The sequence below is a fragment of the Asticcacaulis machinosus genome (genome assembly GCF_028550435.1).
GTDB classification, from domain to species: domain Bacteria; phylum Pseudomonadota; class Alphaproteobacteria; order Caulobacterales; family Caulobacteraceae; genus Asticcacaulis; species Asticcacaulis machinosus.
In genome coordinates, this window is record NZ_JAQQKV010000001.1 from 1,674,750 (window position 1) to 1,692,888 (window position 18,139).

Sequence of the window (18,139 nt, forward strand, 5' to 3'; positions counted from 1 at the left end):
GCCAAAATACATTTTCTGGGGTTCAATATCGAAAAGAGTTCCCTCGGGGCGGCCCGACGGGAACTCTTTGCTTTATAAGTCTACATTCAATTTTCTGGCAAGCGACAGAATCTCGCTCCTTAGCGAACTGTAGGAACTCGTCATCATGCGGGTAATAGCCTTGAACGCCGCCTCACGATCACAGCTTAGGATCATGCGCTTGACCTGGCCCAGCCCTGCCGGTGGCATCGACAGGCGGTTGAACCCCAGCGCCACCAGCACAAAGGCTTCCAGCGGCTTACCCGCCATTTCACCGCATACTGAGACCGGTGTGCCGCTCTCATCCGCCGCCTGACGAATGGACGACAGAGCCCGCAGCATCGGCGGCGACAGCACGTCATAACGTTCCGACACCCGCGGATTGGTCCGGTCAGCGGCAAACAGATATTGCGTCAGGTCATTGGTGCCGACACTGGCGAAATCGACCATCGGCAGCAGGGCATCCAGATGCCACAACAGGGACGGACATTCGATCATCACCCCGACCCGCAATACAGATGGCAAGGCCCGCCCGCGCCGCTTGGCCCAGGCCATTTCGACATCAACCCATTCGCGCGCCTGACGGAACTCATCAATTGAGGCCACCATCGGGAACATGATGCGCAATTCGCGCCCACGGGCGGCGATGATCAGAGCACGTATCTGCATCCGCAGCAGGGCCGGACGATCAAGCCCCATGCGCACCGCCCGCCAACCCAGAGCCGGGTTTTCCTCACGCTCGGTTTCCATATAGGGCAGGATCTTATCCCCGCCCAGATCAAGGGTGCGGAAGGTCACGGGCTTATCGCCCGCCTCATCCATCACCCGCTCATAAAGCTCGGTCTGGCGCTTGAGGCGCGGCAGATCCTCAGAAACCATGAACTGAAATTCAGTGCGGAACAAACCGATCCCTTCGGCGCCGGTTTCGTGCATGATCTCAAGATCGAACTCCAGCCCCGCGTTCATCAGCATGGCGACGCTGTGGCCATCCTTAGTGACCGCAGGCACGTTCTTGATCTTGATGAACTCGGCCCGTTGCTGGGCGCGGACATCCATACGGGCGTGGGTGGCACCGATAATATCAGGACGCGGCCTAAGGTAAGCTTCGCCGGTTTCGCCATCGACAATAACGGCATCATTCTGGCTGACCTTGTCACGCAGACCGCTTAGCCTACCGACACACGGGATTTGCAGCGCCCGCGCCACAATGGCAGCATGGGCGGCCGCCGAGCCTTCTTCCAGCAAGATGCCTTTCAGCCTCTTGCGGTCATATTCCAGCAAATCGGCCGGCCCCAGATCACGCGCCACCAATATGGAATCCTCAGGGATTTCCCGCGCGACCGTGCTCTTGCCCGCCAGTACCCGCAACAGACGGTTGGCCAGATCTTCGAGGTCATGCAGGCGTTCACGCATATAGGCGTCACGCGCCGAGTTCATCCGGGCGCGCTGCTCGTTACGGACGCGCTCAACGGCGGCTTCGGCGGTCAGGCCTGAGCGTACCGCCTCGACCAGATTGCGCGTCCAGCCGCGGTCATGGGCGAACATGCGATAGGTTTCAAGCACATCAAAGGTCGGCCCCGCCAGACCGTGCTGGCCTTCAAACATCTCATCGATCTGTTCGCGCAGCGACGTGATCGCGGTTAGCAGGCGCACCTCTTCGGCGACCGGATCATCCGACAACAGATGCTCAGGCGTGACCGGCACCTCATGCAGGATAACCACCCCAAGGGCGATACCGTCCGCAAAGGCCGCGCCTTTGAGCCGCTCAGGCTTATGGGGTGCCAGCTCGATATCTTTAAGTTCATCAAAGACCTGAAGATCGCCCGCCGCCACCATTTCGGCCAGAACCATGGCGATGATCTGAAGATCCTCAACCTCTTCTTCCTGATAGTGGCGCATGGCCCTGTTCTGGACAACCAGAACGCCAATAGTGCGACCGCCGCGCAGCAACGGCACGCCCAGGAATGAGTTATAGGGATCCTCGCCCGTCTCCGGACGATAGGCAAAGTTCGGGTTTGACGGCGCGTCCGACAGATTAAGCGGGGCCCCGGCGCGGGCCACTTCACCGACCAGACCTTCGGACAGACGCAGACGGGTATTGTGCACGGCGGCGCGGTTCAGGCCTTCGGTGGCAAACAATTCCAGTTCTTCGGAGGTGCGGCGCAGATAGATCGAACAAACCTCGGCCACCATCGAATTGGCGATAATACGCACGACAGCATCGAGGCGGGCCTGTGCGGTGGTACCGTCGGCCATGACCTCACGGATTTGCCGCAGCAGCCCTCTCTGGCCCTTAATGGCGAGACCGGATTTCATAGTGAACGCATTCCCTCAAACAACGCCTTAAGCGTCACTATTATATTTTTCGCGTACCCACACCATAGAAAAACGCCACAGGTCAAGCCCTGCGGCGTTTTTACACTCACATATCCGTAATGACCGGACATTTAATTCAAAGCAGAAAATTTCGCAGGGCCGCCCCTAGAAAATTTTCTTCGATCCAAAGGGGGCACATGGGGGAAAGTTATTTCCCCCATAATTGTTTAAAGAGGCGGGGAAAGTCATTTCCCCCATGAGAGTTAGACACCAATCTTATCGAGGCCGTAAGCCGCGTGCAGCGCGCGCACGGCCAGTTCGGTATAGGCCTCATCAATCAGCACAGAAATCTTGATCTCAGAGGTCGAGATGACCTGGATATTGATCCCCTTGTCCGACAAAGCACGGAACATGGTCTCAGCCACACCGGTGTGCGAACGCATACCGACACCGACGATCGAGACCTTGGCGACATTTTCATCGACTTTCAGCGTATCAAAGCCAAGTTCACCCTTGGCTGCGGTCATCAGGTCAGCCGCCGCCTGAGCGTCACGCCTACCGACCGTGAACAACTGGTTGGCATAGTCGCCCGAACGCTTTTCAGACTGGACGATCATGTCGACATTGATATTGGCCTGCGCCAGCTTTGAGAACACCGCTGCCGAGACACCAACCTTGTTCGGCAGGCCCAGAAGGGTGATCTTGGCTTCATCACGGCTGAAGGCCACGCCGGAAATAATATGCTTTTCCACGATTTCGTCCTCGTCGCACACGATGGTGCCCTGATCAATGTTTTCGCCCGGCTCCACAAAGGAAGACAGCACGCGCACCGGCATACGCTGCCCCATAGCCAGTTCGACCGAGCGGGTCTGAAGCACCTTGGCCCCAAGGGACGCCATTTCCAGCATCTCTTCAAATGAAATCTTTTTGAGGCGGCGGGCCTTGGCTTCCACGCGCGGATCGGTGGTATAGACCCCATCCACGTCGGTATAGATATCGCAGCGAATTGCCTTAACCGCAGCGGCCACAGCCACGGCTGAGGTATCAGACCCGCCACGGCCCAGCGTCGTGATGCGGCCGGATTCGGTGACACCCTGAAAGCCCGGCACGACCACGATCTGACCAGCATCAAGCGCGGTCTCAAGCTTGGCCGGCGGGATATCGAGAATACGGGCCTTACCGTGAATGTCGGAGGTAATAATCGGCACCTGCCAGCCCATCATCGAAATGGCGTCATAGCCCATATTACGCAGAACCATGCTGAGAAGCCCGGCGGTCACCTGCTCACCCGACGCCACGACGACATCATATTCGTCATCACCCTCAATGGCTTTGCCTGTGGGTTTCCCCGCACCATCGGTCCAGGCGACCAGTTCGTTGGTTTTGCCTGACATGGCCGAAACCACGACCGCGACATTATGGCCGGCATCGACCTCAGCCGCGACCAGACGCGCCGCTCTGCGGATGCGTTCCAGATCGGCCATCGACGTGCCGCCGAATTTCATGACTAAGCGAGTCACTGTGATACAAATCCTGACTGTTTGACGGACAAAAGATGCTATGAAGACCTATTCTTAAAGCTTGCCCGTCGCTCAAGGCGGGCATATCTAGCGACATGACGCGTTTGCTGCAAGCGTTTGCAGTGCGTTTACGGCGCAATTTGGATACAAATAATGGCCTTAAACCGACAAGAATTACCCGAAACGGAAGCATTGACTACGTCTGGCGGTGAAAATTCCGCCAAAACCGTATCTATTGAGACAAATTCACCCGCATCCGGCTTTTCGATCGACGAAGGCGAAGTGGCGCGTTTTTCGGCCTTGGCCGCCAAGTGGTGGGACGTGAAGGGTGAGTTTGCGCCGCTCCATAGATTCAACCCGACCCGCGTGCGCTTTATCCGCGACACCTGCCTGATGCATTTTTCGCATCTTTCCAGCGCCCGACCGGGCGTCGGCGACCGTTCGCCGCCCCCGCGGAGCCAGGAGCGCAGCGAATTAGGCGTGAGCGATATAGAACTCGGCGATGATGTGCACCCCTTTGGCCATATGCGCCTGCTCGATGTCGGCTGCGGCGGCGGGTTGTTGTCTGAGCCCATGCGGCGAATGGGGTTTGAGGTCACCGGCCTTGACGCGTCGGAAAAAAATATCGGCACCGCCCGCGCCCATGCCGCGCAGGGCAATCTCGATATCCGCTATCTGGCCCAGACAGTTGAGCAACTGGCAGCGGCCGGTGAGCCTCAGTTCGATGTTGTCCTGTGCATGGAAGTCATCGAGCACGTCGCAGACCCGCGTGAGTTCCTGAAAACCTGTGCATCCCTAGTCAAGCCCGGCGGGCTGATGTTTGTCGCCACACTTAACCGCACCACCAAGGCGTTTGCGCTGGGGATCGTCGCCGCCGAATATGTGCTGCGCTGGGTGCCGCAAGGGACCCATGACTGGAACAAGTTCCTGAAACCATCAGAGATCGAAAGTTTTCTGAGTGAAACCGCCCTCACCACCGATCCGGCGGTAGGGGTTAGCTATAATCCTCTGCTCGACCAGTGGGCCTTGTCGAACGATACCGCCGTCAACTATATGATGGTCGCCAGAGCTTTTTGATGCGCGGGGCTAACGCTTCGCTCCTTGAGCCCACGCCCATTAATGGGGATAGCCCCCACCACCATTCGCTTTGCTCATGGTCCCCCTCCCCAGGCACTTTAGTGCACTACCGCCGTGCTACTTGAGCGCTTTGGGGAGGTATATAACCTCTGATACTCCCCCGGCGTGCCGGGGGAGGTGGCAGCCGCAAGGCTGACGGAGGGGGGCCTCTTAAACGGAACCACCAATGACCGAAACTACAACCACCCTCGTCACCGCCTGGAAATCCGCCCAGAGCCGCCTTAAGGAGGCTGGACTCGATTCTCCCGCCATCGATGCCCGTCTGTTGCTGGAGGCCGCCACCGGCGCCTCCCGTACTGAGATCGTCACCGACCCGTATCGTCCGCTAACCGCGGATCAGGTCGCCACCCTCGAAGACTATCTGTCAAAGCGCCTCAAGCGGATGCCGGTATCGCGCATTCTGGGGCGCAAGGGCTTCTGGAAGCTGATGCTCAACATCAACTCCCACGTCCTGTCGCCCCGTCCTGAGACCGAATGCCTGGTCGATCTGATCCTCAAGCGCACCGAAGAGGGCCAGTCGTTTCAGGTGGCTGATCTGGGGGTTGGCTCCGGCGCGATCCTATTGTCGATTCTGGCCGAGCGGCCGGCGGCCCGCGGCCTCGGCACCGACATTTCGGAAGAGGCTCTGGCCGTGGCACGCGAAAATGCAGCCAATCTGGGTCTTGCCGGACGTGCGGCATTTTTACGCACCTCCTGGGCAGTCGGTATGGCCGATGACAGCTTTGATTTTGTCGCCTCAAACCCGCCTTATATCCGCTCAGACGTGATCCCGACCCTTGATCCGGAAGTGAAAGAGCACGACCCGATTCTGGCGCTGGATGGCGGCCCGGACGGTTTGCAGGCCTATATCGAGCTTATCCCCGATGTTTTCCGTGTCCTCAAAAAAGACGGCATGGCCTATATCGAAATCGGCTTCGATCAATCCGAAGCGGTTGAAAAGATTATGAAAGACGCTGGCTTTATCAACGTCCACACCCTGCTCGACCTGTCGACAAACCCACGCATCGTGATCGGCCAAAAATTCGCACTTTAAAAAAAGACTTGGCGTTTGATCCTTTTGCCGCTAATCAAGGGGTGTCTTCCATCCCTTGTTAACGCCTATGGTGATACGAATTACTCGCATCACAGAAATCATGGCGAAGCAGGCTGGCCGGGCGCGTTACGGGTATTTCAATCGGGGCAACCCAGCGCGCACAACCGACCCAAAAGACATCACCAAATACTATGGTCGTATCCATCTGAATAACCATAAGCATTTGCTGGATTTACGAAAATTTGCCGCCCCAATGCGGGCGAAGCGTATAGAACGGTCGCACACACATGAAAGATTTCAGGGGTATGAAACGGCAACGTGGCCGGAATCGCAATACCACCAAACCCTCTGGTCAGCAGAACAATAATCCCAACCGCGCCTACGAATCGACTGGCCCCGAAGGGGCCAAGGTTCGCGGTAATGCTCAGACCATCTATGAAAAATATCAGCAGCTTGCCCGTGACGCCAACTCGTCCGGGGATCGGGTTCTAGCCGAAAACTACCTGCAGCACGCGGAACATTACTTCCGCCTGATCCGCCAGATGCAGCCGACCCGTCCGGTGTCAGAATTTGTCGCCCGCGATCCGTTCTCGAATTTCTACGACATCGACGAAGACGCTGAGACCGAGACCGAATCCACCGAAGCCGTGACTGAAGGCGCTGAGGCCGAAACCTATGAGACCGGTGACGCCGCCGAAGGTGACCAGCGCCCCCGTCGCGATGACCGCAATGAGGATCGCAACCGCGACCGTAATAACCGCGATCGCAACGACAGGGATCGTAACGACCGCAATCGTGACCGTAACGACCGGGATCGTAACCGTGATCGCGATCGCTCGTTTGAAGCACGTGAGCCGAGAGAGCCGCGTGAACCGCGCCCTGAGCGAGGGCCAGAGCGTGAGCAATTTGATGGCGATGGCAATCGCCGCGAAACCCGCCGTGAGCGTTATGAGCGCCGCCGCAATCAGCGCCTGAACGAGCAGGAGCAGATCGTTGCCGATCCGTTGGGAGCGGTGCCGGTCACTGCCTCGACCGAGCCTTTAGCGCCAGTCACTTTGGCACCTGTGCCTCTGGCACCTGCGGCTGAACCCGCCTTTACACCACCGTCTGCCAGTGTCGATGCCGACCATCTGCCGGCCTTCCTGCGCGCGCCCCGCACGCCGCGTGAAGTCGAAGCGGTCTCCCCCCCTGAGTCGGATGAAGCTCCTGCTGAGGCGGTCAAAAAGCCCCGCGCGCCCCGCCGTAAAAAGACAGAGGCCGAGATTACTTCCGAAGAAGCCTGATCACAAACAAGCCCCCTGACTTCAGGGGGCTTTTTTAATTCAGTTTTGAATTGCCCGCAGGCTTTGGGGCCGGTGACGGTACAACCGGCGCATCGGCCTTAGGCGCTACCGGCTTCATGACCGGCAAGGGTGCAACCGGAACCCCGTCCTCGATCAGGGATTTAACATCCTGCGGCGTGGCTTCGCCGTAAATAGGCCGGTCTTTGGAATAGCCCTCATGGATATCGCGGGCCTCTTTGGCAAAGCCCTCACCGACATAATCGAAATTTTTCTCGACGTGCTGGCGCATCTGATAGGCGGCTTCGGCCATAACCCGGTGGGCTTCCGCGACCGGATCCTTGCCCTTGGTGGTGCGCACACTGGGGGCCATGATGGCTTTTTCAATATCGGTTGCACCACACATCGGACATTCGATCAGCCCGCGCGTCTTTTGCTCATCAAAGCTTGATGAGGACGAAAACCACGCCTCAAACTCATGGGCGTGCGGGCACTTTAGAGCATAGCGGATCATGACAGGGTAATATCCCGATCGTGCTGAAGCTGCGGCAGGGCCGCACGCGCCTTGGCCACTTCGGACAGATCAAGTGTGGCGAACAGCACATCCGGACGGTCGTGATCCAGCGACGCGATCACTTCACCCCACGGCCCAATGACCAAGGAATGACCCCAGGTCTTGCGGCCATCTTCGTGAGCGCCACCTTGGGCCGGGGCCAGCATAAACGCGCCGGTTTCAATCGCCCGCGCCCGTAGCAGCACTTCCCAGTGCGCCTTACCCGTAGGCTGAGTAAAGGCGGCAGGCGTGGTGATCACCGATGCCCCGGCCTTGGCCAGCAGCCGGAACAGATAGGCAAAGCGCACGTCATAACAGATGCTCATGCCGAGTTTGACGCCGGCAACATCCGCGACCACCGCCCGTGTCCCCCCCGTGATGCCATTGCTTTCTTTATAGGATTCACCATTCGTCAGTTCGACATCGAACAGATGCACCTTATCGTAGGTGTCGATGATGTTACCATCGGGCCCGATCAGCAGGGTGCGGTTGACGGCGCGGGCGTCTTTAGTCGCGCTACCGCTATCGCTGCTTGAGCGCAGTTCACCATCCTTATCCAGCACGATGGCCGACCCCATCAGGATCGGCACCGACAACCGCCGCGCCAGATCGCGATAGCCCTGAACGCACATGTCGTCATCGGCGGTTGTGACCTTGAGCGCCTTCTGATCCTTACGGATCTCCATCAGATTGGAACATTCCGGGGTCAGAATAAGTTGCGCCCCTTCCGCCGCCGCCCTCTCAATGAGCGGGGTGGCCTGAGTAAGCGCTGCCGCCTGATCGGCGGGCGTGGTTAGCTGAATAAGAGCGACTTTCAGAGCATCAGACATGTGCATTAGCCCGCCAGCAGCGGATCAAGCCCTCCGCGCGACTCAAGGGCCAACAGGTCATCACAACCGCCGACATGCAGACCGTCGATGAAAATCTGCGGATAGGTGCTGCGGCCGGAGCGCTGGTTCATTTGGGCTCGCAGTTCCGGGTCATGTGAGGCCACAATATCTTCATAGGTGACGCCTTTTTTATCAAACAACGCCTTGGCGCGTTCACAATAGGGGCAGTAGGGTTTGGTATAGATTTCGATCTTGGCCATTAAAACGACTTCCACTGACGGGCTATATTGAACTGTATATAATCCAGATGCAGAATAATTAAAGACCTGCATCGGCCTCAGAGGCGGCGCGCGCAATCACCGCCACATCGATCTGGCGTACACCGGCGGCGATCAGCACCTTACTACAGGCCCGTACCGTAGCCCCCGTCGTGAACACATCATCGACCAGCACCACATGCCGCCCGCGTAAGCGGCGCGCGCCAGCAAGAGTGACCATGAAGGCAGCCTTGAGATTGCGTTCTCGCTCAACCTTAGAGCCCTGACGAATGGTCGGTCGAACCCGGCGCAAGCCATCGGCCAGATAATCCTTATCATATTGCCGCGCCAAAGGCCTTGCGATCTCAGCGGCCTGATTGTAGCGCCGGCTCCACAGGCGCGACCAATGCAGCGGCACCGGCACGATGATATCACAGTCCGCAATCAATTCTGCCGCGGCCCGCCCGATCCACTGGGTAAACATCGGCGCCATATCGGTCCGATCTGCATGTTTGAACGGCAGGATCAGGCTTTTGGACGCCTCGCCATAAAGACAGGCCGCCCGCGTGCGCGTAAATGGAAACGGTTTCAGGGTGCAGCCTTCGCATCGCCCTCCGGCCCCCAGATAAATCCCCCCCGCCAGTGGCCTTGCACACATATCGCAGCCCTCATCGCTTAAGAACCGGATCTGCCCCCAGGTGTCCGCCGACAGGCCCCCCAGCATCATGGCTTCATTGGGCGCAGCATAATTGACCGGATCATGGGGGTCACGATCCAGCATCTGCGCCGGATAGATGGCGTCAATCACACCGCGCACGGCATTACGGCCATTATCTGCGATCAGCCCCTTAACCTTGGCTGGCAATTCGCTTAAAGCAACCCATCTGTTATCCATTGTGCCCTCGTATTGCCCGCCCACATGACCCAGCTTCCCCCGCGCCTGTTCGACCGCTCACTTCTGGCCCGCCGCCTCGACCGCGTGGCGCATGGCTTTGGTGCGGCCAGTTTCCTGAAAACCCGCGCCGTAGAAGACAGCCTGGCTACCCTCAGCGCTATCAACCGCACGTTTGACCTGACGCTGGATATTGGGGCCAGAGACGGCACGTTTGGCAAGTGTTTAAAATCATCCCATGCGGCTACCAAGATCGGCACCCTGATCGAGGCCGACATTTCGCAAGGTATGACGCAGGGACGATCCGGCAATGGTCATATTCAAATCGTGCTGGACGAAGAAGCCCTGCCGTTCGGGGACGATACACTGGATCTGATCGTGTCGCCGCTCAACCTGCACAGTGTCAATGACCTGCCGGGGGTGCTTGTGCAAATCCGGCGAGCCCTCAAAGGCGATGGGCTGTTTATCGGCTCGATGCTGGGCGGGGAGACCTTGCGGGAATTGCGCACCGTCCTGATGGAGGCCGAAATCGAGGTGCGCGGCGGCTATGGCCCGCGTATAGCGCCTTTTGCCGAAAGCTATGATCTGGTGGATTTGCTTAAGCGCACCGGCTTTGCCATGCCGGTTGTCGATGCCGATAAGGTCAGTGTGACCTATGAACATCCCTTGCGCCTCTTGCAAGATTTGCGGGCTATGGGCGAGACCAACATCCTGCATGATCGCCCGCGTAAGGGCCTTAACCGGGCGATATTGGCGAAGGCCTTTGCGCTCTATCAGGAACGGTTTGGGGGGGATGACGGACGGGTGACGGCGACGTTTGAGATCATCACCCTGTCCGGCTGGAAACCGCACGAACGTCAGCAAAAACCGCTACGGCCCGGCTCGGCCAAGATGCGTCTGGCCGATGCGCTGGGGGTCAAGGAAGGCAAGCTCTAATCAGGAATTGGCCACAAACGCAAAGATAAACACGCTCAGGAATACCAGCATGGCCAGATGATAGTCGCGTCGGTTAAGTAGGCCGAACACGCGCCTGAGCACGATGTGCGGACGCCTTAAGATAGCATGGGTCAAAATAGCACTGGTGCGAGCCATTTCCGGTCCTCTGGCGGTTGATCAGAGCACCGGCTGCAAAATCATTGCCGTTAGCATCTCCTGCCCCGTAAACGGGGAAGGTGGATTTTTGCGTAAGCAAAAAGACGGAAGGGGCAAACTATAAATCCATCAACCTCTGCCGCGCCAAGGCTATGACGCCTTGGGCGATCTCGTCAGGAGCTTCCAGCAAATCTCTGGCAATGATCCTGTGAGTTTTAATGCCCTGTTCCTTAAGCCACTCATCGCGAATTTCATCGTGCACATGCTGTTCAGCATGGGTGTGGATTTCGCCGTCCACCTCGATCGCCAGCCGCACTTTCGCACAATAAAAGTCGAGAATATACTGGCCAATGGCGTGCTGACGCCGAAAACGCAAGCCATCCCCCAAATCCCCACGTATCCGCATCCACAACCAAACTTCCGGCTTGGTCATGTCTTTGCGCAACCGGCGTGCCGTGACGATTTTTGCATCTGCCCGCAAGTTTCCCCCTTCCACCACTTCGTGGTCCCCCTTCCCCGTAAACTGGGAAGGAGATTCTAGATAAAATCTATAAGGTAAGCCACCAGCGGATCATCAGCAGGGGGCATGGGGTAGGTGCGCATATCCTTGGGCTTGACCCATTTGATGGCCTGATGCTCAATGGCTGTGGGTTGACCTTCCCAGCGGCGGATCAGGTACAGCGGCATCAGCAGGTGAAACGTCTCATAGGTATGGGACGCGAACACAAACGGCGCCAGACATGCCTGTTTGACGGTGATACCCAGTTCTTCCTGCAATTCACGGATCAGCGCGGCTTCGGGGGTTTCCCCGGCTTCGACCTTGCCGCCCGGAAACTCCCACAGGCCCGCCAGTTGCTTGCCCTCCGGCCGCTGAGCAATCAGCACCCGCCCGTCATCATCCACAAGGGCCGCCGCAACGACGAGGACGGTTTTCATATCGCGCTCACAATGTCGGTTTGAGAAAAATCGTTGCCGACGAATAACAGCGGGCAATTATGGGTCTTGGCGGTAGCATAGGAAAAACAATCCATTAGATTAAGCGAAGCTTTGTGCCGCCCCTTGCCCCAAACCATATAGGCCGCTGTGACCAGTTCGGCGATTTCTTCATCGACAGGAACAATTTCAATATCCAGCCGATCCATCAGGGTCTGCAAATCGGAAAGTATCCCGCGATGCCCGGCCACAACAGACACCTCGGCCAGTATAGCGGCTGGCATAAGGAGTTTTTCGGCTGTATCGAGTACATTCATACATGTGGGCGCCGCTGGCTCTGTCAATACAATCGACATCAAGGCCGAACTGTCGATGACGATCATTCGGGCATACCGTCATCACCATAAAGAAAATCAGCTGAATGAGCCGCATCGGGGCCTGGCAGCACCTTGTCTTTCACCGCATTCTGGAAATCCTCCAGAATTTTACGGCGCTGTTGTGGTGTAAGCTTCGCCTTGACCGGCACCAGACGCACCGCCGCGTGGCCGTGACGGGTCAAAACAACCTCATCGCCCGCCTCGGCACGGCGCACGAGATCCGTCAGTTGAGCCTTGGCATCGGTAACAGAAATAAACATGGCAGCCTCCGCTTATAATTTAGACCATTAAACGGTCTAAATCAATCCTAGCTGCGGTAGTCGCCGTTGATGGAAATATATCCATGCGTCAGATCGCAGGTATAGACGTGGGCGGCACCGCGACCGACGCCGACATCGACGCTGACTTCAAGTTCGGCGTTTTTCATATAGGCGCTCATGGCGGCTTCGTTATAGGTCAGGGATACCGCACCGTTTTCGGCGGCGACAAGATCCCCGAATTTGATTGAGATACGGTCGCGGTCGACCTCTTCCTCGGTCTTGCCCACCGCCATAACGATCCGGCCCCAGTTGGCGTCTTCACCCGCAAAGGCGGTCTTGACCAGCGGGCTTTCGGCGATGGACTTGGCGATTTTACGGGCGGATGCCGGTGATGACGCACCGGTCACATTGATCTTGACCAGCTTACGGGCGCCTTCGCCGTCGCGCACCAACTGGATAGCGAGGCTGTGCATGACCTTTTCCAGCTTGACGCGGAAATCAGCCAGCCGCCGGTCACCGGCACGACTGATCTTGGGTGACCGCGACGCCCCTGTGGCAAACAACAGCGCCGTGTCGTTGGTCGAGGTGTCGCCGTCAACGGTCACGCAATTGAACGTCGTGCGGGTATAAAGCCCCAGCAGGGATTGCAGCACACCAGCCGACAGATTGGCGTCGGTGACGATAAAGGCCAGCATGGTTGCCATGTCTGGCGCGATCATGCCGGAGCCCTTGGCGATACCGGCAATGCGCACTTCAACCCCGTCAATTTCGGCAAATTCATAGGCCCCTTTGGGGAAGGTGTCAGTAGTCATGATCGCCTGCGCCGCCTGATGCCAGGCATCGGCTTTGAAACCGGCATCAATTTCCGGCAGCTTGGCGGCAATCTTGGCATCGTCCAGCACCTGCCCGATCACGCCGGTTGAGGCCAGCATGATATCGCGCTGACGGCAATCGAGCCTGCGCGATACGGCGGCGGCGGTCCGGCGGGCGGCATCGGCCCCCAGCCTGCCCGTAAAAGCATTGGCGCACCCGGCATTGACCACCAGCGCGCGGATGTCGCTGCCCTCATTAGCGGCCAGTTGTTTCTTGCACCAGTCAACTGGTGCGGAGCCGATGGTGTGGCGCGTGAAGACACCTGCCGCCGTGGTGCCTTCAGCAAATTTCATAACCATCACATCAGGCCTGACGTGTTTATAGAAACCCGCGCTGGCAATAGCGATTTCGACACCGGCCACCACCGGCATGACCGGCAACGGCACCATCAGCGGTGACACCTCAAGGCCGGGCTTCCCAGTTGTAGGCTTTATAGGCTCCACCGCCGCACCACCGCCCAGACCGGCCATTTCCGCCCCTGTCTGCACGGCGCGTTTCAGCGCATTCGCCAACGGGTCGAGCGCACGCTCCAGACCGCTTGCAGGCGAAGGTGACGCACCGGTGGAAGGGGTTTTAGCCATGAGTACAAACTCCGCAAACAAGGCAGGAACAATCTGGATTTAGCCCCTTATCAGAGGCTAAACCGTTCGCCAAATAAAGATTTTACAAACTTAACGCGGTGCGGCGGCCGCGCTGGCTGAGGCCGCATCAGACGTCGCTTCCGAAGCCATCACGGCCTCTTTGGCCGCCGATGCCGGCTCCTGCTCGGCACCGACACCAAAGTCGGAGTCCTTGACCAGCATCTTGACATCGGCCTTGTCGCGCAGCTTGGTCAGCAGGATGCGCACCTGATCATAGGTCAGAAAGCGCAGGATCTGCGGGCGCGCTTCATCCAGCGACAGAGGCTGTTCCTGACGGCGATCTTCGACTTTCAGGATGGCAAAGCCGCCATCAATCTCGATCGGCCCGGCGATCTGGCCGGGCTTGGCGTTGGCCAATACACCCTTATAGGCCGCGGGCATGACATCAGTAGTGAAATAGCCCATATCGCCGCCATTAAAACGCGTCGCCTGATCGGTCGATTTTTCCATCGCCAGTGCCTCAAACATCGATCCGGCCTGAAGCTGTTTGATGATCGCTTCCCCCTCTTCACGGGTGCGGGTCATGATCAGGCGGGCGCGGATTTCTTCCGACTGCTTGGCCAGTTTGAGCTGTTCGTCATAAAGATTTTTAACCGCATTGTCGTCAATGGCGGCATCCACCGTGTTTTCGACCAGCATATCCCCCAAAATTCGCTCACGGGCCGCCGCCAGACGGCGCTGAGCGACAATGGATTTATCGAGACCGTTTTTAACCGCCTCACGGGCCAGAAGCTTCTGGTCAATGACCTCCTCCAGCATCCGGCGGAACAGATCAGACGTGATATCGAGCGGCTCCCCCTCCCCGATCAGGCCTTGCGCGACCGCTTCGTTGCGCACGTCCGAGGCCCACACGGTCTGGTCTTCGATCTTGGCCACAGCCGTATCGCCGGGTTCAGGCGCAGGCTCATTAATAGAGGGCTTATCGCAGGCCGAAATGACCAGAGCCATCATCAGACCCGTCATCGCCAGAACTATTTTACCCTTACCCATCCCAAACCCCATATATCCGCTCCCCAAATACGCCCTTAGCTGTGGTGCACGTTGACATACACCAGTTGGCCGCTTAAGTCAGTCCCCGCGCTTGAATAAGGCGCAAACCATACTATTTGCAATGATACCCTCCGCACTGTTCACGCGGACCTCATATAATTCAAGCATAGAGTTCTTCGAATGCTGGCATTTGCCCAAAAGCTCTTCGGCTCCTCCAATGAGCGCAAAGTCAAGTCCATGTTGCAGCGCGCGACGCGCATTTCAGGCCTTGAGCCGAAATATAAGGCCATGAGCGACGAAGAGCTGTCCGGGCAAACCGCCCTGTTCAAAGAGCGTATCGCCAAGGGTGCCTCGCTTGATTCGCTGCTCGAAGAAGCCTTTGCCGTGGTGCGCGAAGCCGCCTGGCGCTCGATCGGGCAGCGTCACTATGACGTTCAGCTTACCGGCGCCATGATCCTGCATGACGGCGGCATTGCCGAAATGCGTACCGGTGAAGGCAAAACCCTTGTGGGCACGGCGCCGGTCTATCTCAACGCCCTGTCAGGCAAGGGCGTGCATGTCATCACCGTCAACGATTATCTGGCCCGCCGCGACTGCGAGTTCATGAGCCGGGTCTATAAGTTCCTTGGCATGACCACCGGCGTGATCGTGCAGGGCCTAAGTCAGCCTGAGCGCAAGGCCGCCTATAATGCCGACATCACCTACGGCACCAATAACGAATTCGGCTTTGATTATCTGCGTGACAATCTGGTCTACAATTCCCGCGAAAAGGTTCAGCGCGGTCACAATTTCGCGATTGTCGACGAAGTTGACTCGATCCTGATCGACGAAGCCCGTACCCCGCTGATTATCTCCGGCCCGACCGAAGACCGTTCCGAACTTTATAAGATCCTCGACGGCATCATGCGCGAGATGATCACCGATCCGGAAACCTTTGAACTGGACGAAAAACAGCGTCAGGTGCTGCTGTCGGAACTGGGCTCTGAGCGTCTCGAAGAAGTGCTGGAAGCTCGCGGGCTGCTGGCCGAAGATTCGGCAGGGCTCTATGATCCGGCCAATATTTCGCTGGTTCACCATGCCAATCAGGCCCTGCGCGCCAATACGCTCTATACGGCCAACAAGGACTATATCGTCAAGGCCAACGATCGCGGCGAACACGAAGTCGTCCTGATCGACGAATTTACTGGCCGGATGATGACGGGCCGCAGGTTATCCGAAGGTCTGCATCAGGCGATTGAGGCCAAGGAAAAGGTCGAGATCCAGCCCGAAAATCAGACACTGGCCTCGGTCACCATCCAGAACTATTTCCGCATGTACGCCAAGCTGTCGGGCATGACCGGCACCGCCGCGACCGAAGCTGCGGAATTTGGTGACATCTATAAGATGGACGTGCTCGAAGTCCCGACCAACCGTCCGATCAAACGTATCGATGACGACGATGAGGTTTACCGCACCGAAGCCGAAAAACTGAACGCCATCGCTGCCCAGGTCGCCTATTGCTATAATCGCGGACAGCCGATTCTGGTCGGTACAGCATCGATCGAGAAATCCGAACTTTTGTCGGAGTTCCTCAAAAAATATAGCTTCAAATCCGAAGACTCTCGCACGGTTAAGCCTGAGTATGCGGGCAAAGATGCCAAGGAACTGAATAAGCTCGGCGATGACGCCTATGACATCACCTATAAGACCGGCAAGGGCATCCCCCACAGCGTTCTGAACGCCCGCCATCACGAAAACGAAGCCTATATCATCGCCGATGCGGGTGTCCCTGGCACGGTCACTATCGCCACCAACATGGCCGGTCGCGGTACTGACATTCAGTTGGGCGGCAATGTTGATCTGCGTGTACAAAAGTGGCTGGAAGACGAAGCCGAAGCGGGCCGCGACCCCAGCGCCGAGCAGATTCTGGCTAAACGGGGCGAGATCGAAACCAGCGTGGCAGGTCTTAAGCAAAAGGCGCTTGAAGCGGGCGGCCTGTTCGTGCTGGGGACTGAGCGCCACGAAAGCCGCCGTATCGACAATCAGCTACGCGGACGTACCGGCCGTCAGGGCGACCCTGGCCGCTCAAAGTTTTTCCTGTCCTGCGAAGACGATCTGATGCGCATTTTTGCCGGTGATCGCCTCAACGCCATGATGAAGACGCTCGGTGTCGAAGATGGCGAAGCGATCACCCACAAGCTGCTCAATTCGGCCATCGCCACCGCCCAAAAGCGCATTGAGCAGCGCAACTACGAGATCCGTAAGAACCTGCTGAAATACGACGATGTGGTCAACGACCAGCGCAAGGCCGTGTTTGAGCAGCGTCAGGAATTTATGGATTCTGAGGACCTGTCGGAACTGATCGCCGAAATGCGCGTCGACACGATTTCTGATCTGGTTGAGCGCCACCTGCCGCCCAAGGCCTATGCCGAGCAGTGGGATGTTGAGGGCCTTAAAGAGCGCTGTCAGGCCCTGCTCGGCCTTGACCTGCCGATCGAAGAGTGGGCACGCGAAGAAGGCATTGCCAACGAGGAAATCGAAGAGCGCATCCAGAATCTGGCGGCCGAGAAGATGGCCAAGCGTCTTGAGATGCTCGGCAATGACCAGATGAAGGCGCTGGAGAAGAACTTCCTGCTGCAAATGATTGACATGCAGTGGCGTGAGCATCTGATGCACCTTGACCATTTGCGCGCGGTTATCGGCCTGCGCGGCTATGGCCAGCGCGACCCGCTTAATGAATATAAGACCGAGGCCTTCACTCTGTTTGAAACCCTGCTGGTTAACCTGCGCCACAATACAACGCGCTGGCTGATGACCTTGGAAATCCGCTTTGAAGAGCCCGCCCCGCAACCGGCAGCCTTTGATCCGATCCAGTTTGAGGAAATCCACCTCGATCCGCTGACCGGTCACAACGAAGCGGGGGCTGATCCGTCGAGCCTGACGCCGGAACAGCGCGCAGCCCTGCCGAACTCATCGCTTCCAGCCGGTTGGGAAAACACGTCGCGCAATGGCAATTGCCCGTGCGGATCGGGGAAGAAGTTCAAGCACTGCCACGGGGCATTGGTTTAAGGCTCATCGAAAAGTCCTTCGCTATCGCTCAGTGTACTTTTCCGATGGATTGTAAGTGTTGATTTCAGGCGTGGAGCTATCCGCGCCTG

General features: G+C 57.8%; 18 protein-coding genes. 5 read left to right on the forward strand and 13 right to left on the reverse strand.

Annotated features, from left to right (window positions below; all coding sequences use genetic code 11):
* Positions 1-72: 72 nt before the first annotated feature.
* Positions 73-2,334 carry a phosphoenolpyruvate--protein phosphotransferase gene (ptsP, locus tag PQU98_RS07590; protein ID WP_272744299.1) on the reverse strand — a complete coding sequence of 754 codons (2,262 nt, stop codon included), beginning with the start codon at positions 2,332-2,334 and terminating at the stop codon, positions 73-75.
* Positions 2,335-2,597: 263 nt separating this feature from the next.
* The gene (locus PQU98_RS07595) at positions 2,598-3,854 is read right to left on the reverse strand and encodes an aspartate kinase (protein WP_272744300.1); all 1,257 of its coding nucleotides are present in this window, start codon (positions 3,852-3,854) and stop codon (positions 2,598-2,600) included.
* A 153-nt stretch (positions 3,855-4,007) separates the two neighbouring features.
* Here PQU98_RS07595 and ubiG point away from each other — a divergent pair, with 153 nt between their 5' ends.
* The 3 genes from ubiG to PQU98_RS07610 all read left to right on the forward strand — a co-directional run bounded on the left by ubiG (position 4,008) and on the right by PQU98_RS07610 (position 7,307).
* Positions 4,008-4,931 carry a bifunctional 2-polyprenyl-6-hydroxyphenol methylase/3-demethylubiquinol 3-O-methyltransferase UbiG gene (gene ubiG / locus PQU98_RS07600; protein WP_272744301.1) on the forward strand — a complete coding sequence of 308 codons (924 nt, stop codon included), beginning with the start codon at positions 4,008-4,010 and terminating at the stop codon, positions 4,929-4,931.
* A 226-nt stretch (positions 4,932-5,157) separates the two neighbouring features.
* Positions 5,158-6,024, forward strand: coding sequence for a peptide chain release factor N(5)-glutamine methyltransferase (gene prmC / locus PQU98_RS07605; RefSeq protein WP_272744302.1), 867 nt, complete (start codon positions 5,158-5,160; stop codon positions 6,022-6,024).
* A 305-nt stretch (positions 6,025-6,329) separates the two neighbouring features.
* On the forward strand, positions 6,330-7,307 hold the full coding sequence (locus PQU98_RS07610; RefSeq protein WP_272744303.1) for a DUF4167 domain-containing protein: 978 nt from the start codon (positions 6,330-6,332) through the stop codon (positions 7,305-7,307).
* A gap of 34 nt (positions 7,308-7,341) precedes the next feature.
* Here PQU98_RS07610 and PQU98_RS07615 read toward each other — a convergent pair whose 3' ends face one another.
* From PQU98_RS07615 to PQU98_RS07630, 4 genes are read right to left on the reverse strand one after another with little or no spacing between them, the layout of a single operon-like run.
* Positions 7,342-7,818: a DUF1178 family protein gene (locus tag PQU98_RS07615; protein WP_272744304.1), complete on the reverse strand. Its 477-nt coding sequence runs from the start codon at positions 7,816-7,818 to the stop codon at positions 7,342-7,344.
* Positions 7,815-8,687: a carbon-nitrogen hydrolase family protein gene (locus tag PQU98_RS07620; protein ID WP_272744305.1), complete on the reverse strand. Its 873-nt coding sequence runs from the start codon at positions 8,685-8,687 to the stop codon at positions 7,815-7,817. Before PQU98_RS07620 ends, PQU98_RS07615 begins: the two co-directional genes overlap by 4 nt.
* Positions 8,688-8,692: 5 nt before the next feature.
* Positions 8,693-8,947 carry a glutaredoxin 3 gene (grxC, locus tag PQU98_RS07625; RefSeq protein ID WP_272744306.1) on the reverse strand — a complete coding sequence of 85 codons (255 nt, stop codon included), beginning with the start codon at positions 8,945-8,947 and terminating at the stop codon, positions 8,693-8,695.
* Positions 8,948-9,005: 58 nt separating this feature from the next.
* A complete protein-coding gene (locus PQU98_RS07630; RefSeq protein ID WP_272744307.1) occupies positions 9,006-9,839 on the reverse strand; it encodes a ComF family protein in 834 nt (277 codons plus the stop codon).
* A gap of 24 nt (positions 9,840-9,863) precedes the next feature.
* Between PQU98_RS07630 and PQU98_RS07635 the strand changes: the two genes are divergently transcribed.
* Positions 9,864-10,772, forward strand: a complete 909-nt coding sequence (locus PQU98_RS07635; RefSeq protein ID WP_272744308.1) for a methyltransferase domain-containing protein — start codon at positions 9,864-9,866, stop codon at positions 10,770-10,772.
* On the opposite strand, the gene PQU98_RS07640 is transcribed toward PQU98_RS07635, so the two are convergent.
* The 7 genes from PQU98_RS07640 to PQU98_RS07670 form a co-directional block, all read right to left on the reverse strand.
* The gene (locus PQU98_RS07640) at positions 10,773-10,928 is read right to left on the reverse strand and encodes a hypothetical protein (protein ID WP_272744309.1); all 156 of its coding nucleotides are present in this window, start codon (positions 10,926-10,928) and stop codon (positions 10,773-10,775) included. It abuts the gene before it with no gap.
* A 118-nt stretch (positions 10,929-11,046) separates the two neighbouring features.
* Positions 11,047-11,409 (reverse strand): endonuclease domain-containing protein, encoded by a 363-nt coding sequence (locus PQU98_RS07645; RefSeq protein WP_272744310.1) that lies wholly within the window; start codon positions 11,407-11,409, stop codon positions 11,047-11,049.
* A 56-nt stretch (positions 11,410-11,465) separates the two neighbouring features.
* The gene (mutT, locus tag PQU98_RS07650) at positions 11,466-11,864 is read right to left on the reverse strand and encodes an 8-oxo-dGTP diphosphatase MutT (RefSeq protein ID WP_272744311.1); all 399 of its coding nucleotides are present in this window, start codon (positions 11,862-11,864) and stop codon (positions 11,466-11,468) included.
* Positions 11,861-12,244 carry a type II toxin-antitoxin system VapC family toxin gene (locus PQU98_RS07655; protein WP_272744312.1) on the reverse strand — a complete coding sequence of 128 codons (384 nt, stop codon included), beginning with the start codon at positions 12,242-12,244 and terminating at the stop codon, positions 11,861-11,863. The genes mutT and PQU98_RS07655 overlap by 4 nt, the downstream gene beginning before the upstream one ends.
* A complete protein-coding gene (locus PQU98_RS07660; RefSeq protein ID WP_272744313.1) occupies positions 12,241-12,498 on the reverse strand; it encodes a type II toxin-antitoxin system Phd/YefM family antitoxin in 258 nt (85 codons plus the stop codon). Before PQU98_RS07660 ends, PQU98_RS07655 begins: the two co-directional genes overlap by 4 nt.
* A gap of 47 nt (positions 12,499-12,545) precedes the next feature.
* Positions 12,546-13,952 carry a bifunctional glutamate N-acetyltransferase/amino-acid acetyltransferase ArgJ gene (argJ, locus tag PQU98_RS07665; protein WP_272744314.1) on the reverse strand — a complete coding sequence of 469 codons (1,407 nt, stop codon included), beginning with the start codon at positions 13,950-13,952 and terminating at the stop codon, positions 12,546-12,548.
* Positions 13,953-14,042: 90 nt separating this feature from the next.
* Positions 14,043-15,002, reverse strand: coding sequence for a peptidylprolyl isomerase (locus PQU98_RS07670; protein ID WP_272744315.1), 960 nt, complete (start codon positions 15,000-15,002; stop codon positions 14,043-14,045).
* A gap of 180 nt (positions 15,003-15,182) precedes the next feature.
* Here PQU98_RS07670 and secA point away from each other — a divergent pair, with 180 nt between their 5' ends.
* On the forward strand, positions 15,183-18,050 hold the full coding sequence (gene secA, locus PQU98_RS07675) for a preprotein translocase subunit SecA (protein ID WP_272744316.1): 2,868 nt from the start codon (positions 15,183-15,185) through the stop codon (positions 18,048-18,050).
* Positions 18,051-18,139: the final 89 nt, after the last annotated feature.

What these genes read in the sequence shown, in the direction of transcription:
- ptsP (WP_272744299.1), bottom strand. Translation starts at nt 2,334, where the DNA reads ATGAAATCCGGTCTCGCCATTAAGGGCCAGAGAGGGCTGCTGCGGCAA.
- PQU98_RS07610 (WP_272744303.1), top strand. Translation starts at nt 6,330, where the DNA reads ATGAAACGGCAACGTGGCCGGAATCGCAATACCACCAAACCCTCTGGT.
- PQU98_RS07630 (WP_272744307.1), bottom strand. Translation starts at nt 9,839, where the DNA reads ATGGATAACAGATGGGTTGCTTTAAGCGAATTGCCAGCCAAGGTTAAG.
- PQU98_RS07620 (WP_272744305.1), bottom strand. Translation starts at nt 8,687, where the DNA reads ATGTCTGATGCTCTGAAAGTCGCTCTTATTCAGCTAACCACGCCCGCC.
- grxC (WP_272744306.1), bottom strand. Translation starts at nt 8,947, where the DNA reads ATGGCCAAGATCGAAATCTATACCAAACCCTACTGCCCCTATTGTGAA.
- mutT (WP_272744311.1), bottom strand. Translation starts at nt 11,864, where the DNA reads ATGAAAACCGTCCTCGTCGTTGCGGCGGCCCTTGTGGATGATGACGGG.
- PQU98_RS07660 (WP_272744313.1), bottom strand. Translation starts at nt 12,498, where the DNA reads ATGTTTATTTCTGTTACCGATGCCAAGGCTCAACTGACGGATCTCGTG.
- prmC (WP_272744302.1), top strand. Translation starts at nt 5,158, where the DNA reads ATGACCGAAACTACAACCACCCTCGTCACCGCCTGGAAATCCGCCCAG.
- PQU98_RS07635 (WP_272744308.1), top strand. Translation starts at nt 9,864, where the DNA reads ATGACCCAGCTTCCCCCGCGCCTGTTCGACCGCTCACTTCTGGCCCGC.
- PQU98_RS07615 (WP_272744304.1), bottom strand. Translation starts at nt 7,818, where the DNA reads ATGATCCGCTATGCTCTAAAGTGCCCGCACGCCCATGAGTTTGAGGCG.
- ubiG (WP_272744301.1), top strand. Translation starts at nt 4,008, where the DNA reads ATGGCCTTAAACCGACAAGAATTACCCGAAACGGAAGCATTGACTACG.
- PQU98_RS07640 (WP_272744309.1), bottom strand. Translation starts at nt 10,928, where the DNA reads ATGGCTCGCACCAGTGCTATTTTGACCCATGCTATCTTAAGGCGTCCG.
- PQU98_RS07670 (WP_272744315.1), bottom strand. Translation starts at nt 15,002, where the DNA reads ATGGGTAAGGGTAAAATAGTTCTGGCGATGACGGGTCTGATGATGGCT.
- PQU98_RS07655 (WP_272744312.1), bottom strand. Translation starts at nt 12,244, where the DNA reads ATGATCGTCATCGACAGTTCGGCCTTGATGTCGATTGTATTGACAGAG.
- argJ (WP_272744314.1), bottom strand. Translation starts at nt 13,952, where the DNA reads ATGGCTAAAACCCCTTCCACCGGTGCGTCACCTTCGCCTGCAAGCGGT.
- secA (WP_272744316.1), top strand. Translation starts at nt 15,183, where the DNA reads ATGCTGGCATTTGCCCAAAAGCTCTTCGGCTCCTCCAATGAGCGCAAA.